The sequence below is a fragment of the Flavobacterium sp. RHBU_3 genome, assembly GCF_046613565.1.
Classification (GTDB): Bacteria; Bacteroidota; Bacteroidia; order Flavobacteriales; family Flavobacteriaceae; genus Flavobacterium.
In genome coordinates, this window is record NZ_JBKJHC010000002.1 from 185,307 (window position 1) to 207,773 (window position 22,467).

Annotated in this window: 21 protein-coding genes and 1 pseudogene; 5 read left to right on the top strand and 17 right to left on the bottom strand. The window is 42.6% G+C overall.

The annotated features are described in order from the left end of the window. Window positions 1-2: 2 nt before the first annotated feature. Together ACLI1A_RS03135 and ACLI1A_RS03140 are read left to right on the top strand one after the other, a co-directional pair. The gene (locus tag ACLI1A_RS03135; protein WP_411405995.1) at window positions 3-998 is read left to right on the top strand and encodes an acyl-ACP desaturase; all 996 of its coding nucleotides are present in this window, start codon (window positions 3-5) and stop codon (window positions 996-998) included. Between the two features lie 131 nt (window positions 999-1,129). Further along, on the top strand, window positions 1,130-1,396 hold the full coding sequence (locus ACLI1A_RS03140) for a hypothetical protein (RefSeq protein ID WP_411405997.1): 267 nt from the start codon (window positions 1,130-1,132) through the stop codon (window positions 1,394-1,396). A gap of 64 nt (window positions 1,397-1,460) precedes the next feature. Here the strand turns inward: ACLI1A_RS03140 and ACLI1A_RS03145 are convergent, their stop codons facing one another. Then, a complete protein-coding gene (locus tag ACLI1A_RS03145) occupies window positions 1,461-3,008 on the bottom strand; it encodes an aldehyde dehydrogenase family protein (RefSeq protein WP_411405999.1) in 1,548 nt (515 codons plus the stop codon). Window positions 3,009-3,208: 200 nt separating this feature from the next. Between ACLI1A_RS03145 and ACLI1A_RS03150 the strand changes: the two genes are divergently transcribed. After that, window positions 3,209-3,664, top strand: a complete 456-nt coding sequence (locus tag ACLI1A_RS03150) for a DinB family protein (protein ID WP_411406001.1) — start codon at window positions 3,209-3,211, stop codon at window positions 3,662-3,664. A 121-nt stretch (window positions 3,665-3,785) separates the two neighbouring features. Here ACLI1A_RS03150 and ACLI1A_RS03155 read toward each other — a convergent pair whose 3' ends face one another. Further along, window positions 3,786-4,580, bottom strand: coding sequence for a DUF3298 and DUF4163 domain-containing protein (locus ACLI1A_RS03155; protein ID WP_411406003.1), 795 nt, complete (start codon window positions 4,578-4,580; stop codon window positions 3,786-3,788). Window positions 4,581-4,690: 110 nt separating this feature from the next. Between ACLI1A_RS03155 and ACLI1A_RS03160 the strand changes: the two genes are divergently transcribed. Both ACLI1A_RS03160 and ACLI1A_RS03165 read left to right on the top strand, forming a co-directional pair. Continuing rightward, a complete protein-coding gene (locus ACLI1A_RS03160; RefSeq protein WP_411406005.1) occupies window positions 4,691-5,836 on the top strand; it encodes a cystathionine gamma-synthase in 1,146 nt (381 codons plus the stop codon). Window positions 5,837-6,162: 326 nt separating this feature from the next. Continuing rightward, window positions 6,163-8,448, top strand: coding sequence for a two-component regulator propeller domain-containing protein (locus ACLI1A_RS03165; RefSeq protein ID WP_411406007.1), 2,286 nt, complete (start codon window positions 6,163-6,165; stop codon window positions 8,446-8,448). Between the two features lie 18 nt (window positions 8,449-8,466). Here the strand turns inward: ACLI1A_RS03165 and ACLI1A_RS03170 are convergent, their stop codons facing one another. The 15 genes and pseudogenes from ACLI1A_RS03170 to ACLI1A_RS03240 all read right to left on the bottom strand — a co-directional run bounded on the left by ACLI1A_RS03170 (window position 8,467) and on the right by ACLI1A_RS03240 (window position 22,461). Next, window positions 8,467-8,871 (bottom strand): hypothetical protein, encoded by a 405-nt coding sequence (locus ACLI1A_RS03170; protein ID WP_411406009.1) that lies wholly within the window; start codon window positions 8,869-8,871, stop codon window positions 8,467-8,469. A 124-nt stretch (window positions 8,872-8,995) separates the two neighbouring features. After that, a complete protein-coding gene (locus tag ACLI1A_RS03175; RefSeq protein ID WP_411406011.1) occupies window positions 8,996-9,730 on the bottom strand; it encodes a hypothetical protein in 735 nt (244 codons plus the stop codon). A gap of 342 nt (window positions 9,731-10,072) precedes the next feature. Then, window positions 10,073-10,621: a hypothetical protein gene (locus ACLI1A_RS03180; RefSeq protein WP_411406013.1), complete on the bottom strand. Its 549-nt coding sequence runs from the start codon at window positions 10,619-10,621 to the stop codon at window positions 10,073-10,075. A gap of 156 nt (window positions 10,622-10,777) precedes the next feature. Further along, window positions 10,778-11,164, bottom strand: coding sequence for a hypothetical protein (locus ACLI1A_RS03185; RefSeq protein ID WP_411406015.1), 387 nt, complete (start codon window positions 11,162-11,164; stop codon window positions 10,778-10,780). Window positions 11,165-11,293: 129 nt separating this feature from the next. Continuing rightward, entirely contained in the window at window positions 11,294-11,731 is a 438-nt protein-coding gene (locus ACLI1A_RS03190) for a hypothetical protein (RefSeq protein WP_411406017.1), read from the bottom strand. Between the two features lie 237 nt (window positions 11,732-11,968). Then, a complete protein-coding gene (locus ACLI1A_RS03195; RefSeq protein WP_411406019.1) occupies window positions 11,969-12,451 on the bottom strand; it encodes a hypothetical protein in 483 nt (160 codons plus the stop codon). 107 nt (window positions 12,452-12,558) lie between these two features. Continuing rightward, a complete protein-coding gene (locus tag ACLI1A_RS03200; RefSeq protein WP_411406021.1) occupies window positions 12,559-14,103 on the bottom strand; it encodes a glycine--tRNA ligase in 1,545 nt (514 codons plus the stop codon). Window positions 14,104-14,188: 85 nt separating this feature from the next. After that, window positions 14,189-14,923 (bottom strand): protein phosphatase 2C domain-containing protein, encoded by a 735-nt coding sequence (locus ACLI1A_RS03205; RefSeq protein ID WP_411406023.1) that lies wholly within the window; start codon window positions 14,921-14,923, stop codon window positions 14,189-14,191. Window positions 14,924-15,025: 102 nt separating this feature from the next. Continuing rightward, window positions 15,026-15,406, bottom strand: a pseudogene (locus ACLI1A_RS03210) (hypothetical protein); the annotation flags it as partial. A gap of 12 nt (window positions 15,407-15,418) precedes the next feature. Further along, window positions 15,419-15,661: a hypothetical protein gene (locus ACLI1A_RS03215; RefSeq protein ID WP_411406025.1), complete on the bottom strand. Its 243-nt coding sequence runs from the start codon at window positions 15,659-15,661 to the stop codon at window positions 15,419-15,421. Window positions 15,662-15,686: 25 nt separating this feature from the next. After that, window positions 15,687-16,112 carry a VOC family protein gene (locus ACLI1A_RS03220; protein ID WP_411406027.1) on the bottom strand — a complete coding sequence of 142 codons (426 nt, stop codon included), beginning with the start codon at window positions 16,110-16,112 and terminating at the stop codon, window positions 15,687-15,689. Window positions 16,113-16,154: 42 nt separating this feature from the next. Further along, complete coding sequence (locus ACLI1A_RS03225; protein ID WP_411406029.1) at window positions 16,155-16,574, bottom strand: DUF1801 domain-containing protein; 420 nt, start codon at window positions 16,572-16,574, stop codon at window positions 16,155-16,157. Window positions 16,575-16,669: 95 nt separating this feature from the next. After that, window positions 16,670-17,719, bottom strand: coding sequence for a PA0069 family radical SAM protein (locus ACLI1A_RS03230; RefSeq protein WP_411406031.1), 1,050 nt, complete (start codon window positions 17,717-17,719; stop codon window positions 16,670-16,672). Window positions 17,720-17,885: 166 nt separating this feature from the next. Beyond that, window positions 17,886-19,283, bottom strand: a complete 1,398-nt coding sequence (locus tag ACLI1A_RS03235) for an efflux transporter outer membrane subunit (protein WP_411406033.1) — start codon at window positions 19,281-19,283, stop codon at window positions 17,886-17,888. 16 nt (window positions 19,284-19,299) lie between these two features. Further along, window positions 19,300-22,461 carry an efflux RND transporter permease subunit gene (locus tag ACLI1A_RS03240; protein ID WP_411406035.1) on the bottom strand — a complete coding sequence of 1,054 codons (3,162 nt, stop codon included), beginning with the start codon at window positions 22,459-22,461 and terminating at the stop codon, window positions 19,300-19,302. Between the last annotated feature and the right edge of the window lie 6 nt (window positions 22,462-22,467).

Here is a 22,467-nt window from a genome sequence, read left to right on the forward strand (position 1 = left end):
ACATGTCTGTAAAAAATATCCGCCTGGAGGTAATGCAATTCCTGGAAAAGAACATAGATTCTTATGTGGAGCAATACCTTATACCGGTAGAAACCATTTGGCAACCTACCGACCTGCTGCCCGACTCTCAAAACGAAAACTTTTTTGAGGAGGTAAAAGAGCTACGCGAAATAGCCAAAGACCTGCCGTACGATTTTTGGGTTACCCTTGTGGGTGATACCATTACCGAAGAGGCCCTGCCTACGTATGAGTCTTGGCTTATGGATGTAGAAGGTGTAAACCAGGTAGAAAACGGCGGTAACGGCTGGAGCAAATGGGTGCGCCAATGGACGGGTGAAGAAAACCGCCACGGCGACCTGCTGAACAAATACCTTTACCTGAGTGGCCGTATAAATATGCGTGAAGTAGAAATGACTACCCAGCACCTTATTAACGACGGTTTTGATATTGGTACCGACCGCGACCCGTACAAAAACTTTGTGTACACAAGCTTTCAGGAGTTGGCTACATACATATCACACAACAGGGTTTCGCAGCTTGCAAAACAATATGGTGATAAAAAACTGAGTAAAATGTGTAAGCTGGTAGCGGGCGACGAAATGCGCCACCACCTGGCATACAGCGAGTTTGTAAATCGTATTTTCCAGATAGACCCAAGCGAAATGATGCTGGCATTTCAGCACATGATGAAGCTTAAGATAACCATGCCCGCGCACTTTTTGCGCGAAAGTGGCGACAAGATAAGCACCGCGTTTGAAGAATTTTCAAATGCTGCACAGCGTATAGGTGTATACACAGCACACGACTATGTAGACATACTACGCAAGCTGATAGAAAAATGGCAGATAGACAAGATAGACGGCCTTACAGCTGAAGCCGAAAAAGCCCGTGATTACCTTATGAAGCTACCGGACAGGATGGCGCGCATAAGCGACAGGCTTACAATACCGGAACAGCCACATATATTCAAGTGGGTTCAGCCTGCTTTGATTAAGTAATATAATCCGCTCATAAAGAGCGGATTTTTTTTATATTTACCATTTACGTCCCAAGCTTCATGTACGGAAAGAAAATATTTTTCATAGTATCATTAGTCTGTGCCATTATTATATTAAGCATAGGTTTGTTAATGAAATATTTTGCAATGAACTCTTCTTCGGGGTTCGCCTATTTACGTACCGGAGGTGCCGTTACAACTACACTAAGCGCAAATGGTATTTTAGGGCTTGGTATTTGTGGTTTGCTATTTTCGGTATGGTCATATTACGAATTTGTACGGTCTAAAAAAAAGCGGTTGGAAGATCTTGAAATTGATAGGGAAGACGAATCTAAAATACAAAAGCGTAAAATAAGGGAAGCTTACCTAAGGCGTTTTGGCGGCAAGAGCCACCGATAGTTTGCTTAAAAACAAAACTCCCGCCAGTGGCGGGAGTTTTTGTATAAAGAAATTTCTTTTCTGATTACAAGTCAAATTTAATACCCTGTGCAAGCGGTAGCTGTGTGCCGTAGTTAATGGTATTTGTTTGCCTGCGCATATAGGCTTTCCAGGCATCGGAACCACTTTCGCGGCCACCACCGGTTTCTTTTTCACCACCAAAGGCACCGCCTATCTCAGCACCCGAAGTACCAATGTTTACGTTGGCTATACCGCAGTCGCTGCCCTGCGCACTAAGGAACAGTTCCATTTCGCGCATGTTGTTAGTGAAGATTGAAGATGAAAGCCCTTGTGGTACATCGTTCTGCATGGCTATGGCATCTTCAATATCAGTATATTTCATTACATACAGTATCGGCGCAAAGGTTTCGTGCTGTACAATTTCGAAATGGTTTTTTGCTTCAATGATGCATGGTTTTACGTAGCAGCCGCTATCGTAACCATCACCGTCCAATACACCGCCTTCTACCACTACATTACCGCCTTCGGCTTTTGCTTTTTCTATGGCATTAAGGTACTGCTGCACTGCGTTGGTATCAATAAGCGGGCCCACGTGGTTGTTGCTGTCTAGTGGGTTGCCTATTTTCAGTTGGCTATACGCGCTTTTAAGCACCTCTATGGTTTTGTCGTACACACTTTCGTGAACAATTAGTCGGCGGGTAGTGGTGCAACGCTGACCTGCGGTGCCCACAGCGCCAAACACCGCACCTACAAGCACCATGCTTATGTCGGCATGCTCGCTTACTATAATGGCGTTGTTACCGCCAAGCTCTAATATTGTTTTGCCAAAACGCCCTGCCACTACCTGGCCTACGTGGCGGCCCACACGTGTAGAGCCTGTAAAAGATACCAGCGGTATGCGCTTATCGTTAGTTAGTATATCGTTACACTCCTCGCCGGTTATAAGGCCGCAAATGCCTTCCGGAAGGTTGTTACGTTCCAAAACGGATTTCATTATGTTTTGGCAGGCTATTGCGCACAGTGGAGTCTTGCTCGACGGTTTCCATACGCACACATCGCCGCAAATCCAGGCAAGCATAGAATTCCAGCTCCATACCGCTACAGGGAAGTTAAACGCCGAAATAATCCCCACGATACCTATAGGGTGATACTGTTCGTACATACGGTGGTTAGGGCGCTCACTGTGCATGGTAAGGCCATACAGCTGGCGCGACAGGCCTACTGCAAAATCGCAGATGTCTATCATTTCCTGAACCTCACCAAGGCCTTCCTGCAGGCTTTTGCCCATTTCGTAGCTCACCAGCTGGCCCAGCGCATCTTTATGCTTGCGCAGTTCATCACCCATTTGGCGTACAATTTCGCCACGCTTAGGTGCCGGTACCTGCCTCCATACTTTAAACGCTTCTTCGGCCTTAGCCATTACTTTTTCGTAATCCTCAGGGGTAGATCCCTGTACCTTTGCTATAAGCGTGCCGTCTACGGGCGAGTAAGATGAAATCAATTGTCCGCTAGCAAAACTGTGCATGCCGGTAGAAGTACCCGCGTTAATTTCGATTATGCCCAGTTCGGTAAGGGCTTTTTGTATGCCGAATGTATCGGTGAGTGTAGCCATTTTGTAACTTTTTTGCTGTTTGTTGTTATATTACAAATATAGCGGTTTTTAAATATTTTCGGCTATGTGGTTTAAATTTCGAGAATTATATAATAATTTGTTGGGTGGGCTTAAAAAAATGAATTTCTTTCAAAATGCCTTGCCAAAAGAGTTTGATAAATTAGGTAAATTGGTGAAATTAGTAGCAAACAAAAAACAACATGGAAACCGAATTTAAAATTACCCGCCGTACCCATGAATTGCTGGACGGTTATTTTGAGAATTTTTCGATAGAAGACCTGAATAAAATACCCGAAGGCTTTAAAAATAACCTGATATGGAACATAGGGCATATCATAGTATCGCAACAGACACTGGTGTATAAAGGCAGCGGACTTCCGGTATTGGTAAGTGATGAGCTGGTAAGCCTGTATGCACGTGGCACGGCACCACACCGTGATATTTCGCCAAGCGAGGCCGTAGAGTTGCGCAACCTGCTACACGCCCTTGTGCAAAAAACAGAAGATGATTATAACGATGGTGTATTTACCACTTACAATGCCCGCAAGAGTGAAATGGGGTTTGACTTGGCTACGGTAGAAGATGCCATAGCGTTTAACAACCACCACGAAGCTCTGCATTTGGGTATCATGATGCAATTGAAGAAGTTTATTTAGGTTTTTCCATTTCGAATGCAGCGCAGCGGAATTGAGAAATCTCAAATCTTTTTAGTCATTATAATCTGAGATTTCTCGGCTCCATTGCATTTCGCTCGAAATGGAAGAAGAACGTTGAAAACTATTTTAAAAACGGCTTCGCTTCCGCATAGGTAATCAGTACGTCTTTAGTGCCTTCGGCGTGGGCGGCTACTTCATCGCTGTTGTATTGCAGCAATATCCCTTTATCAGTAAAGAAGATGTTGTTTGGTAATGAGAATCTATCGTTCAGGAAGAACAGCCCGGTACTGTTTATATTGGCTCCGGCAATCTTGTACTTCGCCCTGAATTTCTTTTCAGCAAGAGCAGTAAATCCTTTTTTGTCCTTAAACAAATCGTTTTGGGTAATGCTGCGGCCTGTTTTAGCATCAAACAACAGCGATGTGTCGGCTCCGTAACCGTGCGCACCACCGGTAAATGTATAGTGCGTAAGTTTTACATTTACAATGCTGTCTGTTTTGTATACCACTTCGCCGGTTACCTTTGCATCCCACGGCACATCTTCGTCCGGGTATTTCTTAGCCAGTTCCTCATACGCACCTATGAACGATGCCATTACTTCCTCGTAGCTTTTAGCATCCGAAGGGTTTTCGCCAAAATGCACAATCTCCCGTACGGTACGGAAAATCTTATTGTTAATGCTGTCGGCTCCCGTGCCAGTGGCTTCGGGTACGTCTATGGTTACTGAAGTATGTGGGTCTTTAGTGTTTAATGCCGATTTCTTTTCATATACCTTTTTGTCAAAAGAAACTGCAGCGGTTTCGGTAGTAGATACAGCTGTGGTATCTACATTATTTTCAGTGTCAGTTTCCTGTTTTTCGTTTTTACATGAAGCAAGTGTGGCCAGTAGCGCGGCAGCTATAATAATGCGTTTCATAAGGTATTTTGCTTTGGGTTTGTAAAGGTTAATTACCGCAATGGGTGATATGCTTGTAACTAAATTACAGTAAATTTGCCGGATAGTTTTAGAAAGAAAATCAAGTTTATATGAAATTTAACACCAAAACCATACACGGCGGTCAGCACCACGACCCCTCTACAGGGGCGGTAATGCCACCGGTGTACCAAACGTCTACGTTTGCGCAAAAGAGTCCGGGAGTACACACCGGCTATGAGTACAGCCGTGCGGCAAATCCTACGCGTACTGCGCTTGAAGATGCCCTTGCCAGTATAGAAAACGGTACACGCGGCCTTGCATTTGCCAGTGGGCTTGCTGCTACCGATACGGTAATGAAACTGCTAAAGCCCGGCGATGAGGTTATAGCTATGGACGACCTTTATGGTGGCACCTACCGTATGTTTACCCGTATTTACCAGGACTACGGCATTAAATTCCATTTCGTGGATATGAATGATGAGGCGAAGTTTAAAAGCCTTATCAATGAAAATACAAAGTTGGTTTGGGTAGAAACGCCTACCAACCCACTGATGAAGCTGGCCGATATAGAAGCCATAGCTAAAATAACCAAAGCGCACAACCTGCTGTTTGCGGTAGACAATACTTTTGCTACGCCATACCTGCAACGTCCGCTGGATATGGGTGCCGATATTGTAATGCACAGTGCTACCAAGTACCTGGGCGGACACAGTGATGTTATAGCCGGGGCCCTTATAGTAAAAGATGCAGCTCTGGGCGAAAAACTGCACTTTGCACAGTTTGCCACAGGCGGTACGCTTGGTCCGCAGGACAGCTACCTGGTGCTGCGCGGTATAAAAACGCTGCACCTGCGCATGGAACGCCATAGTTTTAACGGACAGAAAGTAGCTGAGTATTTACTAAGTCACCCTAAAGTGGATAAAGTATTCTATCCGGGGCTGGAAAGCCATCCGTATTACGAGATTGCCAAAAAGCAAATGAAAGGCGGGTTTGGCGGTATGGTGTCATTTACCTTTAAAACAGGGGAGAAGGCCGATGCTATTAAATTCCTGGAAAGCGTAAAAGTATTTACCCTGGCCGAATCGCTTGGGGGCGTAGAGTCGCTGGCTAACCACCCTGCATTAATGACGCATGCATCGATTCCTGAACCTAAGCGTAAGGAAATAGGTATAACCGATGACCTGGTGCGCCTTAGCGTAGGGGTAGAGGATATAGATGATCTTATTGCCGATATAGAACAGGCATTTACGGTTTAGGTGAGGGTTAGAAAAACACAAATGCACGTAAGACGCTATTAAAATATTTTACCACAAAGGGCACAAAGTTTTTCACCATGGGCACTAAGCGGGTTGGGAGAAGAAGTTACGATTAAGGGGCACAAAGCTTTGTGGTCTCCCGCCGTAGGCGGTTTCCGTTGTGTGCTTTGCGAAAAAACTTTGTGAACTTTGTGGTAAAAACATAACTTTTAACAGACTCTCAAACTAAAAGTCAGGGGTTAATTCGTGGCAACTATTTTTACAGAGGATATACAAAAACGGCAATAACTGCGTTTTAGCTATATTTGCGCAAATAAACGTGCCCAATGAACATTCGTCATACTTTTCTTTTACTTTTTATATGCTGCTTTGGTTTTGCCCAAAACCAGCAGTGGGGCAGTTATTTTTCTTACACTGGTGTTGTAGATATGGCACAAAACAACAGCCGTGTATACTCAGCATCCGAAAGTGCTGTTTTTTCTCAGAATGTTATTTCGGGAGAGCTTAAAACCCTTACTTCGGTAGACGGCCTTAAAGCAGAAACAATTACTTCGGTCTACTACAGTTCCTCTACACAACGCTTTTTAGTAGGTAACAGCAACGGGTTACTTTTTGTAGTAAACCAGGATGGCTCTATAGTTACCAAGATAGATATAGTTCAGGAAACAAATGTACTTACCAATGTAAAAAACATAAACAACATTTATGAGTACAATGGTATGGCGTACTTGAGTTGTGGTTTCGGGATAGTGGTTTTTAACCTTGAAACCCTTCAGTTTGGCGATACTTACTACATAGGGAGTACAGGTGGCCAGATAGGTGTAAACCAGTGTGCCGTGCACAATGGATATATATTTGCCGCCACCCAGGAAGGTTTAAAAAGGGCGCCGCTTACAGCTAACCTTATTAACTTTAGTGAATGGAGCGTGGTTTCTTCGGGTATATGGCGCAAGGTATTGCCGTATGAAGGAGTGCTTTTTGCAGTGTCTGACTGGAACACGGTGTATACGGTAAACGGCGGTAATACAACCACAGTTTTTACTACATTGCCTACACAAATTACCGACTTTAGAGAGGCAAACGGTTACATGGTTATAACATGCGCAACTAAGGTATTGCTTTATGACAGTACCCTGACATCTATTGCACAGATAAATACGGTGGGCGAAACGGCAACCTTTATAAAAGCAACTTATGTTAGCCGAAAAATATACGTGGGTACTACCGAAAAAGGTGTCTATAGTATAGATATTAATACTTTTACGCCGCTGAATATTACGCCTAACGGTCCGTTGCGCAGTAATATTTTTTCACTTGAAAAAACACCTTTGGGATTATGGGCGGTGTATGGTAAATACAACTTTTTTTACACCCCTGACAATGCTATGTATGGCGCCAGTAAATACACAACATCGGGCGGATGGGATAACATAGCTTATGACGATCTTACCAATGTAAATGGCACACAGGTGCAACTGAGGTCTTTAACGGATATTGCCTATAATCCTAACGATGAAAAACAGGTCTATCTTTTTTCTGCAGGAGATGGGGTATTACGGTTAAACGATATGGTGCCACAGGTACTTTATAATCCCACTAACAGCAGCCTGTTAAGTTTGCAAACCCCCGGATATGAAACGTATTACAATGTACGTGTGCGCGGTGGCGTTTTTGACAGCAGTGGCAAGCTTTGGATGATGAACAGTAGGAACTTAAGTCCGTTAAAAGTATATACAGGCAGTAGCTGGAATTCTTATAGTTTTGAAAATATAGTATCAGATCCTAAAACCGAGGAGTATGGTGATGTTGTAGTAGACCGGAATGGTACCAAGTGGATAGGCTGCTACAAAAGCGGGCTTGTAGCATATAATGAAACCATGGGGCCTAAGTTTATAAAAATTTCTACTGATAATAATATGCCCGATAACTATGTACGCAGCCTGGCTCAGGACAATAGTGGCAGGTTGTGGATAGGAACCAATAACGGGCTGCGCGTGCTGTATACTACCGAAGGATTTTTGACAGAAGAATCGCTTGATGTGTCTTCGGTAATTTTTGAGGAAGACGGCGTAGCACAAGAGCTGATGTACGGACAGGCCATACTGGATATTAAAGTAGACGGAGCCGATAACAAATGGTTTGCCACAGCTGCAGCCGGAGCTTACCTGGTTTCATCAGACGGTCAGCGTACGCTATACCATTTTACCAAAGAAAATTCTCCGCTGCCCAGCAACAACGTTAACGATATTACTATAGACAATACCACCGGTGAGGTTTTCTTTGCTACAGACAAAGGTATGGTGTCTTATAAAGGAACTTCTACTGAGGGGGCTGATGACCTTAGTAAAGTATATGTATACCCTAACCCTGTGCGTCCGGGCTTTGACGGCGACGTAAAAATTGCCAACCTTACGGATAACGCTAACGTGAAGATTACCGATATAGAAGGAAACCTTGTTTATGAGGCCACCAGCGAAGGCGGAACCATATTATGGGATACAACTGCCTTTGGTAAATATAAAGTGCGTAGCGGCGTTTATATGGTGTTTATTTCTACTGAAGATGCCTCTGCTACGGCAGTACGGAAGGTGATGGTAATACGCGGTAATTAAACCTAACGGGGTATTTAGTTATTTCCCTTGTATTTCTACCCTGGCCCGTTTAGAAACTACGGCAACCCCGGCCGAATCGTATTCCAGTTCTATCTTTTTAATCTTTTGTTCGCCTTTTTTTCCGGGCAGGTCCCATGCCATAGAAGCCATGCCTTTTGTAAGTACACCCACGGTTTTTGCATTGTAGTCTTTCTGGGTTCCATCACTCATTTCTACATGCATTTTCTTAATTTTTACTGTGCCTTCTACGCATTTAACCCGTATTTTACTGAAGCTTTTTTCGTTGCCTCGCGGTGTTATTACATCTTTTTCGGCTTTAAAGTTTACCGTTTTTTCGGCTATGGTTGTCCAGTCGTCTGCACCGGTTTTTGGGTTAACTAATAACGACGAAAAAATTACAAACAGGTAAAGAATACTTTTCATAATTGATTGTTTTTTAGTTAGATGTATCTAATTTACAAAAAACAGCAATATGAAAATCGGCAAAAATAAAAAAAGGATGCCAAGTGTTTTGGCATCCCTTCTCCCGAAATCTATTTTACAAATTTTACTTGTAAGTATAGGTAGTATTGTATATCCATGTGCCGTATTCGCTGGTTTCTGTAGCTGTAGCCGATGTAGGATAGTTTTTATCATCGTACACATAGTCTGTAACCACCGTTTTCTTTACAGTACCGTCTTCATACTTTATAACCACCTTTTTGGGGTTATTAGCAGGTAACAACAGTTTTGCCTTAATAAGCTCTTCGCTTTGAGGAGTAAGGCTAAAGTTAAGGTCAAGGTTGTTCAGTACTTCTATAATACCTGCTGCCTCAAGGGTGTAGTAATAAGGGTTTGGTTTATCGTCATAGGTAATTTCGCCTACATACTGTTCGTAAATGCTGCCATCCCAGTCGCGCTCATAGATTAGTACCTTAATAGGATTGCCGTTGGCATCATAGTTAAGTACATCACCCACTTCATAAGCATCCTGAGGGGTAGAAAGCATATCTGAAACATTTAACACATCATTTGACCCGCTTACGTTTTGCAAATGGCCGTTGTCATACGCAAAATAGCTTATTTCGCTGCCATCTGTAGCGCTGGTTACTTTGCCGGCACTGTCATAATTAATAGTAAGGGTTGTGGGTTGTACACCGCTGGCCGATGTAGTGGTGGTAATGGTTTTTACGTATTTTTTGGTGGTATTGCCATTATCTACGCTGTCTGAAGAGTCGCTGCTGCATGATGCAGACATAACAAGAGCAATAACCGCAATAGCGGCAAGGAATCTGTTTTTCATTGGTGGTTAGTCTTTTAAATTGTCCGGCTGCTAAATAATGACGTTTTTTTAACAAATGCAACTTTTTTGGTTAGAAAACACACATTTTGGCAGGGCTGATTTGTAGGGGATCATTTGAGTAGGGTTGGTAGTTTGCCTGTAGAGACGCATTGCATGCGTCTTGATATTATGCGAGATGAACGGAATGCGTCTGTACAAAGGAACGTGAAGAAAATAATATAATTTCTAGACTATTATTGTGTCACTATGCTTGGCACAATTCGCACCATAGTATTGGGTTGTCCCTGCCTATAATGTGATATTGAAAATAAAGATAGGGAAATTTGAATAGGGTAAATGACTTTAATTTTTTTGAAACTTCAAGAGTCCATTTGAGTTTTCAATTAATGTTTTAATATTCGATTCTATAAAATCCATAACAGCCTTAACCTTTTGTTGGTCTATTTCTCGTTTACTTTCTTCCAGTACTTCATTGACAATCACCGCGGGTGCTAATACTGGTAAATCTCTTATGAAAAGCTGATATTGATATCCTACCTCAATCCGATGGTAAATGTTATTTACAATCCAGCCGTTATCCCCATGCCTGAACTCTTCTTTATATGGGCTAATCGAAACAGAGTATTCGCTTTGAGCTGTGGCATAACCAGCTTTATAGCTTTTTTGTTGTTCTTCCGACACTTTGAGGTGAAGTTCTGATATTTGTTTTTCAAAATTTCTTATGACTTCATCTGATTTATATTCTACTTCTTTAGAGATGTTAGTGTTAACTTTCTCGAAGTCGTTTTTTAGAATATTATATTTATTGACTAATTTTTGCATATACACATACCATAGTAACGATGTAATTACGAAGGTTGTAATCAAATAGATAATAGTGGTTGTTTCCATGGTTGAAATTTTGGTTTTTTAAGTTTTGATGCTAAAATACATAAATAAACTTTTATTTTCAGATTGCTTCGTCGTTCCTCCTCGCAAAGACGGTTCGTGAAGAAAGCCGCGTTTACCGGCACGTCACTGCGAGCGGAGGTACGGAGCGTGGCAGTCTTAATCTAAAAGTGTATTTTTCAAAATCAGTAATAGGTTTGACAGCCTTTCATCCTCTAAAGATTCAACTGTGAAATCGCTATGCAAAACGTCGCCGTTAATAAAAACCACCCTGAATTTATCATTTTCGGATATGATTTGTATGCTTTTTTGATCCGGCCTTAGCCCATGGTCAACCGAGCGAGATATTATCAAATGGTGTACCGATGTGCCAAGCCTGAAATGCCTTTGTTCCCCTTCGCTACGTTTGTCCCTGATAAATTGTAAAAGAGGCATGAGCCTGCCCCAGCCTTTATATTCGTAAACAAGCGTATTATAAAATTGCTCGGTCTTATCCCAGGACATTTCAAATTGTTTCAATATTTCAGATGTAGCTTCCGGTGTCAATTTTGTAAGTTTTATAAACCCTAAGATAAAATCTTATTTCATTTTAAGCAACTGGCTTTTATCCGAAACCTTTTCACTTATAACGTTTTTTTGTTTCTGGTTTATAAAGTGGGTACAGGCTGCGAATCTTCACGTTTTTGTGTAGCGTTTTATTTTCTTTTCCTCATCAACGGTATACGACATTGTCCGCATACATATATCGGTATAAAAATATTCGGTATCCGTTAAAGGACTGTATTTGTATTCGGTTGGAATATTAGCATAGATAATGTATTTCTGCCCTATAACAAACCGGTATCCACAATCGCCTTTACCTACGCCGGTGTAAATTTTTATTGTGTCATTTGAGATACTCCCTTTAAATACCTTTTGGACCAAAACGGAATATTCCATAAATGACGAAGTATAATTATTGGAATGGTCCTGCATCATCTTGCTGCCTATAATTACACCACTGACAATTAATGATGATGCTTTTATTTCCGGTTTTATTTTTGATTTACCAATGCACGAACACGCATTGCCAAGGTTAAAAAACAGCAGTGCAATAACAACAAAGTATTTCATCGGCTTCATATTTATAATAATTAAAACGCCCCACAAAGTGAGGCGTTTAATATATCTAAAATAAAAAATTATTTCATTTTAAGCAACCAGTTCCTTACCGAAACCTCGTCATTTATAATACCGCGCAGTTCAGTGAATTTAACCAATTAGCGACTCATTCTCTGTTTTCTGACAAACTCATTAAAATATTCCTGTTCAGCCTTTTGCTCCGGTGTTGTAGTGTAATGTTTATAAGGCTCATGTTAAGTATTCAGAGTAATTATATACATCAATTTTAGATTTACATTCGGATTTAATTTCTAAAAAATCTTCATCCCAGTCACCCCCATATACAGGTCTTTTTAAAATGATACAATTGTAGAAGTCTACTAAAAAATTGTCGTAGCTTTTTAATGTTATGGTGTAATTGAAAGCAAAATGCGAAATTAAGTCATATGTTTTTGCAGTACTCATGCTGCCCTTTTCATACTGATTGATGATAATTAATAGTTTTTCGTATGGATCTATTTTTATAATACCTAGTTTTTCAAAAAATAGATTTTCTATATCGGAGAGTTGTGGCTTATGAAAAGAAGCAAGTTCAATTAAATGTTTGTCATTATAATTTTCCGGATTAGAAAATAGATATTCAATTACTAAATCAGGAATTTCATCTGCCCGTATTAATTCAAGTTCGAGAGATATGTAAATGTCTTTTACCGTCTTGATTTCTAAACTCATTACTTGTCAGATAAGTATACTAGTAGGTAAATATAAAGAAAGTATACTGTTCCCAAATAAAAAACGCCCCACAAAGTGAGGCGTTTCATATATCTAAAATAAAAATCTTATTTCATTTTCAGCAGCCAGTTGCGTACCGAAACCTCGTCGTTTATAATACCGCGCAGTTCGGTTATGGCAACCCTGTCCTGCTTCATGGTATCGCGGTGGCGTATGGTAACGGTTTTGTCCTCCAGGGTCTGATGGTCTACGGTGATGCAGAACGGCGTACCCAGGGCATCCTGACGGCGGTAACGGCGGCCTACGGCATCCTTCTCGTCATACGCCACGTTGAAGTCCCACTTAAGGTCTTCAATGATTTCGCGGGCAAGCTCCGGAAGTCCATCACGTTTAATAAGCGGAAGTACAGCAGCCTTAGTCGGTGCAAGTACAGCCGGAAGACTAAGCACGGTGCGTGTAGAACCATCTTCAAGGGTTTCCTCCTTAAGCGATGTGGCAAACACAGCAAGGAACATACGGTCAAGACCTACCGATGTTTCTACTACATAAGGCACGTAGTTTTCGTTCAGTTCAGGGTCAAAATACTGTAGTTTTTTACCGCTGAATTGTTCGTGCGCCTTAAGGTCGAAATCAGTACGGCTATGGATACCCTCCAGCTCCTTAAAGCCAAACGGGAAGTTGAATTCAATATCGGCAGCGGCGTTAGCATAGTGCGCCAGCTTTTCGTGGTCGTGGAAACGGTAGTTTTCTTTACCCAGACCCAGTGACAGGTGCCATTTCAGCCTGGTTTCTTTCCAGAACTCGTAGTATTTCATTTCCTCACCCGGACGAACAAAGAACTGCATTTCCATTTGTTCAAACTCCCTCATACGGAAAATGAACTGACGGGCTACAATTTCATTACGGAACGCCTTACCGGTCTGTGCAATACCAAACGGCACCTTCATGCGGCCGGTTTTTTGCACGTTAAGGAAGTTAACAAAAATACCCTGAGCCGTTTCCGGACGCAGGTACAGGTCCATAGCGTTAGCCGCCTCAGCACCCAGCTTGGTGCCAAACATCAGGTTAAACTGGCGTACATCGGTCCAGTTTTTAGAACCAGTATCCGGGTCGGCTATTTCCAGCTCCTCAATAAGGGCTTTTACATCGGCCAGGTTTTCGGTTTCAAGGCTGCGCGCCATACGTTGCAGTATGGCATCCTTGCGTTCCAAGTATTCTTTAGTACGTGCATTGGTAGCCTTAAACTCATCTTCGTTAAAGGCATCGCCGTATTTTGCACGGGCTTTATCTATTTCCTTCTGGGCTTTTAGGTTCAGCTTTTCGGCATAATCCTCTATAAGCACGTCGGCCCTAAAGCGTTTTTTACTGTCTTTGTTGTCTATAAGCGGGTCGTTAAAGGCATCTACGTGTCCCGATGCTTTCCAGGTGGTAGGGTGCATAAAAATTGCGGCGTCTATGCCCACAATGTTTTCGTGCATTTGCACCATGCTTTTCCACCAGTACTCGCGGATGTTTTTCTTTAGCTCGGCACCGTTTTGGCCGTAGTCGTATACGGCGCTTAGGCCGTCGTATATTTCACTCGACTGGAATATATAACCATACTCCTTAGCGTGCGAGATTACATTCTTAAAAATATCGTCTTGTTTTGCCATGGTGCAAAAATAGGAAAAGATTGTTAATGCGGTAATTTGTTGATTTGTTTATTTGGGGATTGAAAATTGAAAGATTGTGTAGGGTCTACTTCATTATCCTGATTAAAGCCAAATCATCTGTGGGCTTTAAGCCGTATTGGTGTTCCAGTGTTTTCAGCTTCAGGGCAAGCATTTCGTTGTTTTCTGCGCCCAGTGTATCTGTTGTAAGAAATATAGTGGCGTTTATGGCGGATTCTCCGGATACTTTTTTTACCTGCTCAAAGCTGAAAATACCATCAGTAGCTATGCTTATATCCTGAATGTTGTTAAAAAGAATCTTCTGGTTTTGATTGTCGTACCAGCTATCAAAATCTTCTGAAAGATGAAAACCAAGGTAGTCAGGTTTGTTATCTTGGTCAAATTCAGTCACCTGACCATTGATGCTCACAAGCCCATCTCCAACTACTAAAACAATTCCGGCATTTACTTTGGTGTCCGCCAAAAGGATTATTAGCGTGGTAAGCAACTCGTTTCTTTCCAACATGAGTTGGTTTTTTACAATGACTAATTCCTTAAAAAGTTCCCGCAGTATTGATTTTAGGTTACCATCAATATCAGAATAAGCCCCCGTATTGTAAAGTTCTTCATATCCTTTTCCAATTGTTATTTTACGTAATATTTTGCCTACAAGGGTAGAGGTAAAATGGCTGTCTATAGCTGTAGTACAGCCATCCATTACAGCACACAGTATTTTATCTGAGCCAATTTTTCCGGTAAATGAATAGTCTTCGCAGTGGTTGGTGTGGTAATCGCCTATTTGTAAGGCAGTACGGATTTTCATGTTGCAATATTATGCTTCTTTTTTAGATTTCAAAGGAACCGAAGAAAAGAGGCTGTCAAAATGTATTAAATGTCTTTTTTGGATGAGATATAACAATTTTTGTTATCCCCAAAATGTATCGGTTATGTAAAAAACAGTATCTATAAAGTAGAGTACTCCATTTCGGGTTAATACATTTTCGTCGTGTAAGTCCTCTAAAATTATCCCGAGTTCGTGGTTTTGGTAATCATTGTTTCTTGTATTCTCAAAACCATTTGAATTTAAAAACAGCCGAACTTCATTTAAGTCGGTAAGTTGGGTTATCGAAACAAATGATTGTGCAACCACTGCATAAAGAACATCATCCTGTTTAGTAAAACCTCTCAACTCGTAGGCTGTATCCGGAAAAAAGAAATTGTGAAGCAGTAAGTTGTGAAAGTAATCGACCCAGCAGGTGTAATATATGGCATCGTTCAGTTTGATAACGTGATCTGTACCATTTAGGTAAACTTTTTGTTATGCTCCTTCGCTAACATATTGAGATAAGTCAATGTCGGTAATCCAAAAATCGTTTAAAGAAATGTATTCTTCTAAACTCTTTGTTTCTTGTTCTCGGAGCTGCTTTGTGTTTTCAGTTCCTCTGCCTGTTTGCGAGCCATTTTTAAGGTAACGGGCGACTGACTGGATAGTTCTTCCAAAGCTAACTTCGCTCTTTCCTGAAAGGATATTGTGTAGTTCATCTTTAAGCAGGTTTAGCATTTACAAATATATGAAAATCTTAATATTACTTATAATCAAAACTCACCATCCACTCAATCCCAAACTTATCCCTGAACATGGCAAAATACGAACCCCACGGGCTGTCGGCTATGGGCATTTCTACCGTGCCGTCTTCCGATAGTGCATTGTACAGTTTATCGGCTTCTTCCTTGCTCGCACAGGCTATAGAAATTTTGCTGCGGTTTTCATTTTCGTTTACAGTGCCCAGCATTTCGGGTACATCGCTGCCCATGAGTACGCTGTCGCCACTAATGGGTAACGAAACGTGCATGATTTTTTCGGCTTCTTTTTCGGGTGCTGTAAACTCGGGAGTCGAAAAATCTTTAAAGCGTACAAATGCCGCGAACTCGCCGCCAAAAGCTGCTTTATAAAACGTAAAGGCTTCTTCGGCATTGCCGTTAAAATGAATGTAAGGATTTAAGTGTGCCATAATTGTAGATTTTGTTTGTTTTGATGAAGGTACAAAAAATACTTATTGCTCCGCCCCAAACAATATCGCGGCTTTTAGCACCTCAATATTTATGTCCTTTAGCGTTTTAAACTTAATGCAATAGCCTGTTACACTTGCTTTGCCTATGGTAGTGCCATACGTTTCGGCTAAGTATTTCTTATCGTCAATACCCATAATGTATACCGAAATCCCGGTTGTGTTACCGCTAAGCCCTATGCGGTAAAACTCACGCGTTTTACCACCTGCGAGCTGCATAGTTAAATCTCCGTAACCTATGTTTGGGTTAGATACTACTTTGCCCTCATCATTTTTACCATCCAAAAACCATAGTGTACACCCCGGCAACAGTTGCAAAATGGTAGTGTGCAGTGTTTCCATGTCGGTACGCTTGGCGTCGGGAAGTGTGTTAATGTAGGCTTGTATTTGGTCTTCGGTTGTCATGTTCTGAGTTTTGGAGAGTACTTTTTGATTAAAGCTCAAACAAAAATATGGAAAATTCAGGTGCGGATGGGCAAGCCCTTAGGTATAAATGATGTTTAAAAAAGGCTTAATTGCTCTCCTTTAGTACCGTCAAAAAGGTCGGTGCGGAGTTCCGGGAAACTTTCATACGGGAAGTATTTCTGCCGTCCTATCCTGAAGGTAGTGTGTATCATCTCAGCTATATTGCCTTCACCTTTACGTCGTTTAAAGAATGTTTTTTCGCCCAGCTTGCCGCCGTGCATGCTTTGTATGTGGTGCAGTACTTTTTCTTTACGGTCTGGGTAGTGCTCCTCCAGCCAGTCTACAAATACGGGTTCTACAGTATCATTAAGCCGCACCAGCGTATACCCGAAGCTTTTGGCTCCCTTCTCTTTTATTACCTTTAGTATGTTCAGTATTTCCATGCTGTTCATACCCGGAATTATAGGCGCCACCATAACGTTTACAGGTATGCCGTTACTGCTGAGTGTTTCTATGCCTTGTAGCTTGTTGTTTACCGATGAAGTTCGCGGTTCCAGCTTGCGCCTTAGTTCCTCGTTTATGGTAGGGATGCTTAATGATACACTTGCCAGGTTTTTCTCTGCCAGCGGCGCTATAATATCAATGTCGCGGGTTACCAATGCATTTTTGGTAAGGATGTGTACAGGGTGGCGGTAGTCCAGGCATACCTTAAGCAGGTTTCGGGTGATTTCCAGCTTGCGTTCTATGGGTTGGTAACAATCGGTATTCCCCGAAAGTAATATCGGTTCGGGTTTATAGCCTCTTTTCCTGAAAAACTGCTCCAGTAATTGCGGAGCATTTTTCTTAACCATAATTTTTCGTTCAAAGTCTACACCCGCGCTATAACCCCAATATTCGTGAGTAGGCCGGGCAAAACAGTATGCGCAGCCGTGTTCGCAGCCTTGGTAAGGGTTCATGCTGTACATCATGGGCAGGTCGGGGCTTTTTACCTGGTTTACTATGGTTTTGGGGTATACCTCAAGTATTTCGGTTTTGGCTACGGTTTCCTCAAAGTCATCATCGTAAATGGACTTTTCGTATCGATGTTTTATAAAATGGTTATGAATGTTTTGAACGGCGCCCTGGCCTTTTATTTCCTTCTTCATGGTTCCTGCCTTTTGGGTGCAAGTTAAATCTTTAGAAGAAAATAATCTTATGATTTAAGAAAATAGTTTTAAACAAAAACCGCCCGAAACAGTTACCTGTCCCGGGCGGCTACATAAAACAAACAATTAATCTATATGAAATTAAGGGACTCCCTTAACTCTGCTGTTACTTCCAGCCGCCACCAAGCGCTTTGTAAAGCGTTATGGTAGCCGAAAGTTTTCTGTACTTCATGTCTATAAGGCTTAGTTCGCTGCTAAGCGCAGTTGCCTTAGCGGTTAGTACTTCAAGGTAGTTTACCATACCGTAGTTTAATAGCTCATCACTATAGTCGGCTGCTGTTTTTAGGGCATCGGTTTGCTTTTCATACAACGCTATTTTTTCATCGGCATTGTTGTAGTTTGCCAGTGCATCGCTTACTTCGCGGCTGGCCGTTACTACTGATTGTTCAAACCTTACATAAGCAGCTTCCTGCGTAGCTTTGGCTGCCTCATATTTGGTACGTATCTGCCTTTGGTTAAATATTGGCTGTGTAAGCCCCGAAAGTATACTTGCAAAAAGCGAGTTGGTACTAAACCATGTTTTCAGGTCGATACTCTGTAAGCCACCCTGAGCCGTAATAGTAAGCGAAGGGTAAAACGCACTGCGTGCCACATTAGTAAGTTCAAAAGCATTTACCAGCCCGTATTCGGCACTAATTACATCAGGCCTGTTTTTTAACAGCGATGCCGAGTATCCCAGTTTAATCTCCGGGTTTACCTCTTGTGCTGCAAAAGTGCTGCGCTCTATTTTGTGTGGCGCTTCACCCAGCAGCAGGCACAGGCTGTTTTCGGTAAGGATAATGTTGTTCTTAATATCGGCTATGGTAATTTCCGTAGCATACTTTTGTGCTTCGGTTTGTTTTACAGCCACTTCGGTAGTGCTGCCGCCATCTTTAAGGGCCTTAATGGTTTCTATGCTTTCCACACGGTTTTGCAGTGTGGTTTCGGCTACTTTAAGCTGCTCGTCATACGCCAGCAGTTGGTAGTACATAGAAGCCACATTAGCTATCACCGTAGTTTTTATGGTTTGGTTTGCTGCTATGGTTTGCAGGTAAGTAGCATTATACGCGCGCTTGTTGCTGCGTATTTTACCCCAAATGTCGGCTTCCCAACTAAGGTTTCCTGTAAGCAGGTACGTATCCAGAGATCCGTTAAAGAACGAACCGAACTGGCTATTTTTTGCCAGCTCCTGGTGCTGCCAGCTTGCCGTACCGCTAAGGGTAGGGAAGTAGCCTGCCTTGCCTTGTTTCATATACGCCTCGGCAGAAGCTATGTTTTGTAAGGCCACACGGGCATCAAAGTTATTTTGAAGGCCTTTTTTTATGTGCCCCTGAAGGATAGGGTCGGTAAACATCTTATCCCACTTTATGTCGGCTAATGATGCGCTGTCCTGTGCCACGGCTTCGGTGCGGTACAGGTTTTCTGCTTTTACGTTAGGGCGTTTGTATTCTTTGGCTGCAAAGCACGATTGCAGCAGCACACCCACGGTTATGGCAAAAGCTATTTTATATAGGTTATTTCTCATGATGATTTCAGCTTGATTACACAACAGGTATTGTTTCTTCTTCCTGGCCTTTATCTTTCGGTTTACCCGAAATGCGCTCCTGTATGCCCTGGAATACGATAAACAGGATAGGGATTACAAACACCCCAAATATGGTTCCTACAAGCATACCGCCTACGGCACCCATACCTATACTCTTGTTACCCACAGCACCTACACCGCTGGCTATGGCAAGTGGCATAAGACCAAAGATGAATGCAAACGAGGTCATAAGGATAGGCCTTAAACGTGCCTGTGCACCTTCTATGGCGGCTTCTACCAGGCTCATGCCGTGCTTGCGGCGCTGCATGGCAAATTCCACAATAAGTATGGCGTTTTTGGCCAGTAGACCTATAAGCATGATAAGTGCTACCTGGAAGTAAATGTTATTCTCAAGCCCTGCCAGCTTCACGAAGCCAATGGCTCCGGCTATACCCACAGGAAGTGATAGCAGTACCGATAGAGGCACTATATAACTCTCATACTGCGCACTAAGCAGGAAGTACACAAATATCAAACTCAGTAAGAATACGCCCGCGGCCTGGTTACCTGCTATAATTTCTTCACGGGTCATACCGCTAAACTCATAAGTGTAGGTTTTAGGCAGGTGCTGGGCAGCGGTTTCCTGTATGGCTTTAATAGCATCACCACTACTGTAGCCCGGTTTACTTTTACCGTTAACGTTAACCGCCTTAAGCATGTTAAAACGTGCTACGGCTTCAGGTCCGTAAATACGCTTAAAGCTTACAAACTGGCTTATGGCTACCTGCTGGTTTTTATCGTTTCGTACGTATATGTTGTTTATCGAATTTTCATCAGCGCGTTGTCCCGGCTCGGCCTGTATCATTACACGATATTGTTTACCAAAACGGTTAAAGTCGGTAGTATACAAACCACCATAGTACCCCTGCATGGTGTTAAATATGGTGCTTACTGATACGCCTGCATCTTTAGCCCTTTCCACATTAATATCCATTTGGTACTGAGGGAAGCCCGGGTTAAAGTTGGTAATCGCATACTGTATCTCAGGACGCTTGCTCAGTTCGGCAAGGAACTCGTTGCTTACCTTACTTACCGTAGCCCAATCGTCGTCTCCGGTATCTTCAATCTTAAATTCAAAACCGTCGGCACTACCAAAGCCCTGTACACTTGGTGGGGTAAAGAACAGCACACGTGCATCTTTAAACCCTGCTGTTTTGGCAAACAGTTCGCCTACTACAGCATCTACCGTTTGGTTTGGCTCTGTACGCTGGCTCCAGTCTTTAAGACGGATAACCGAGAAGGCGTAGCTACCACCGTTTACCCTGTTCAGCAGGCTGAAACCTACAATGTTCATACGGGCATCTACAATGTCCATGCTGCCCAGGATGCTGTCCAGTTTGTTTACGGTTTTCTGTGTTTGTTCAAGTGTGGTACCCGGTGGTAAAGTAATGTCGGCCATAATGGTACCGCGGTCTTCGTTTGGTATAAAGCCGCTTGGTGTTGTGGTAAACAGCCAATAAGTAATACCGATAAATACTGTAAGTATAATGCCTGTTACCCATTTGCGTTTTGCAAGGCGTTTTAGTGAACCCACATATTTGTTGTTCATGGCATCAAACCCGGTGTTAAACGCCGAGAAGAAACGGTCTTTCAGGTTCTTTTTATGGTGTTCATCATGCTCTTTGTGCGCTCTTAAAAACAGGGCACACAGTGCTGGTGATAGTGTTAATGCATTTACTGCCGATATGATGATTGATACCGCAAGGGTAATGGCAAACTGCTTGTAGAATACTCCTGATGGTCCGCTAAGGAACGATACAGGGATAAATACCGCCGCCATAACCAGCGTTATCGATACAATAGCACCCGTAATTTCGCTCATGGCGCCCAGGGTAGCCTTTTTAGGGTCTTTTTCACCTTCGTCCAGCTTGGCGTGTACTGCTTCTACCACCACAATGGCGTCATCGACCACAATACCGATGGCAAGGATCATTGCAAACAGCGTAAGCATGTTTATAGAGAAACCAAAAAGGTTAAGGAAGAAGAACGTACCAATGATGGCTACCGGAACCGCAATGGCCGGGATTAGCGTACTCCTTACATCCTGAAGGAACAGGAATACCACAATGAATACCAGTATAAAGGCTTCTACAAGCGTGTGGATAACCTTGTCTATAGAGGCATCAAGGAACACTTTGGTGTCAAACGGTACTACGTAGTCTATACCTTCAGGGAAGTTAGGTTTGGCACTTTGCATTATTGAGTTTATCTCCTCAATAATTTCATTGGCATTAGACCCTGAAGTCTGGAAGATACCTATGGCCACACCATCTTTACCCATTGCAAAGTTCTTTTGCCCGTAGTTAAAGGCGCCCAGCTCTACGCGGGCTACATCACTAAGATGTACAAAGTTACCGCCGCCGGTAGCTTTTACCACTATGTTTTCATAGTCTTCGGTCTTGTTAAGGCGGCCTTTGTATTTAATGGCATATTCATAAATGCCTGCTGCGTTTTCACCAAACTTACCCGGTGCAGCCTCTACGTTCTGCTCTTGTAGTGCAGCCTGTATATCGGCCGGGGTAATGTTGTAGGCAGCCATTTTTTCGGGGTCTATCCATATACGCATAGAATAGTCCTTGGCGCCAAATACGTTTACCTGGCCCACACCCTTAACCCTTTGCAGCTTAGGCACCAGGTTAATTTTGGCATAGTTCTGTACAAACGTACCGTCGTACTCCTTGTTTTTGCTGTAAAGCGCCATAAACATAAGGGCGCTCGTTTGGCTCTTAAGCGTGGTGATACCCGTGTTTATAACCGCCTGTGGCAGCTTGCTTGTAGCACGCGATACACGGTTTTGTACGTTTACCGCAGCAATATCGGGGTTAACACCCAGTTCAAAGTACACGGTAATGTTAGCCGAACCGTCGTTTGCGGCAGAGCTGGTCATGTAGGTCATGCCCTCTACGCCGTTAATTTCTTCTTCAAGCGGAATTACAACCGAGTTTAGTACCGTTTCGGCATTCGCACCCGTATAGGTAGCGGTAACCTGTACGGTAGGAGGGGCAATTTCGGGGTATTGCTCTACCGGAAGCGAGGTAAGCCCCAGTATACCCAATATGGTTATCAATATCGAAATTACGGTACTTAGTACCGGCCTTTCTATAAATGTCTTTAGCATAAATGA

Excerpts from the sequence above, each read along its gene's own strand:
- ACLI1A_RS03235 (WP_411406033.1), bottom strand. The coding sequence starts at position 19,283 with ATGAGAAATAACCTATATAAAATAGCTTTTGCCATAACCGTGGGTGTG.
- ACLI1A_RS03150 (WP_411406001.1), top strand. The coding sequence starts at position 3,209 with ATGGAAACCGAATTTAAAATTACCCGCCGTACCCATGAATTGCTGGAC.
- ACLI1A_RS03195 (WP_411406019.1), bottom strand. The coding sequence starts at position 12,451 with ATGAGTTTAGAAATCAAGACGGTAAAAGACATTTACATATCTCTCGAA.
- ACLI1A_RS03230 (WP_411406031.1), bottom strand. The coding sequence starts at position 17,719 with ATGAAGAAGGAAATAAAAGGCCAGGGCGCCGTTCAAAACATTCATAAC.
- ACLI1A_RS03220 (WP_411406027.1), bottom strand. The coding sequence starts at position 16,112 with ATGGCACACTTAAATCCTTACATTCATTTTAACGGCAATGCCGAAGAA.
- ACLI1A_RS03205 (WP_411406023.1), bottom strand. The coding sequence starts at position 14,923 with ATGAAAATCCGTACTGCCTTACAAATAGGCGATTACCACACCAACCAC.
- ACLI1A_RS03180 (WP_411406013.1), bottom strand. The coding sequence starts at position 10,621 with ATGGAAACAACCACTATTATCTATTTGATTACAACCTTCGTAATTACA.
- ACLI1A_RS03190 (WP_411406017.1), bottom strand. The coding sequence starts at position 11,731 with ATGAAATACTTTGTTGTTATTGCACTGCTGTTTTTTAACCTTGGCAAT.
- ACLI1A_RS03225 (WP_411406029.1), bottom strand. The coding sequence starts at position 16,574 with ATGACAACCGAAGACCAAATACAAGCCTACATTAACACACTTCCCGAC.
- ACLI1A_RS03140 (WP_411405997.1), top strand. The coding sequence starts at position 1,130 with ATGAAATATTTTGCAATGAACTCTTCTTCGGGGTTCGCCTATTTACGT.
- ACLI1A_RS03145 (WP_411405999.1), bottom strand. The coding sequence starts at position 3,008 with ATGGCTACACTCACCGATACATTCGGCATACAAAAAGCCCTTACCGAA.
- ACLI1A_RS03135 (WP_411405995.1), top strand. The coding sequence starts at position 3 with ATGTCTGTAAAAAATATCCGCCTGGAGGTAATGCAATTCCTGGAAAAG.
- ACLI1A_RS03160 (WP_411406005.1), top strand. The coding sequence starts at position 4,691 with ATGAAATTTAACACCAAAACCATACACGGCGGTCAGCACCACGACCCC.
- ACLI1A_RS03165 (WP_411406007.1), top strand. The coding sequence starts at position 6,163 with ATGAACATTCGTCATACTTTTCTTTTACTTTTTATATGCTGCTTTGGT.
- ACLI1A_RS03240 (WP_411406035.1), bottom strand. The coding sequence starts at position 22,461 with ATGCTAAAGACATTTATAGAAAGGCCGGTACTAAGTACCGTAATTTCG.
- ACLI1A_RS03175 (WP_411406011.1), bottom strand. The coding sequence starts at position 9,730 with ATGAAAAACAGATTCCTTGCCGCTATTGCGGTTATTGCTCTTGTTATG.
- ACLI1A_RS03200 (WP_411406021.1), bottom strand. The coding sequence starts at position 14,103 with ATGGCAAAACAAGACGATATTTTTAAGAATGTAATCTCGCACGCTAAG.
- ACLI1A_RS03215 (WP_411406025.1), bottom strand. The coding sequence starts at position 15,661 with ATGCTAAACCTGCTTAAAGATGAACTACACAATATCCTTTCAGGAAAG.
- ACLI1A_RS03155 (WP_411406003.1), bottom strand. The coding sequence starts at position 4,580 with ATGAAACGCATTATTATAGCTGCCGCGCTACTGGCCACACTTGCTTCA.
- ACLI1A_RS03170 (WP_411406009.1), bottom strand. The coding sequence starts at position 8,871 with ATGAAAAGTATTCTTTACCTGTTTGTAATTTTTTCGTCGTTATTAGTT.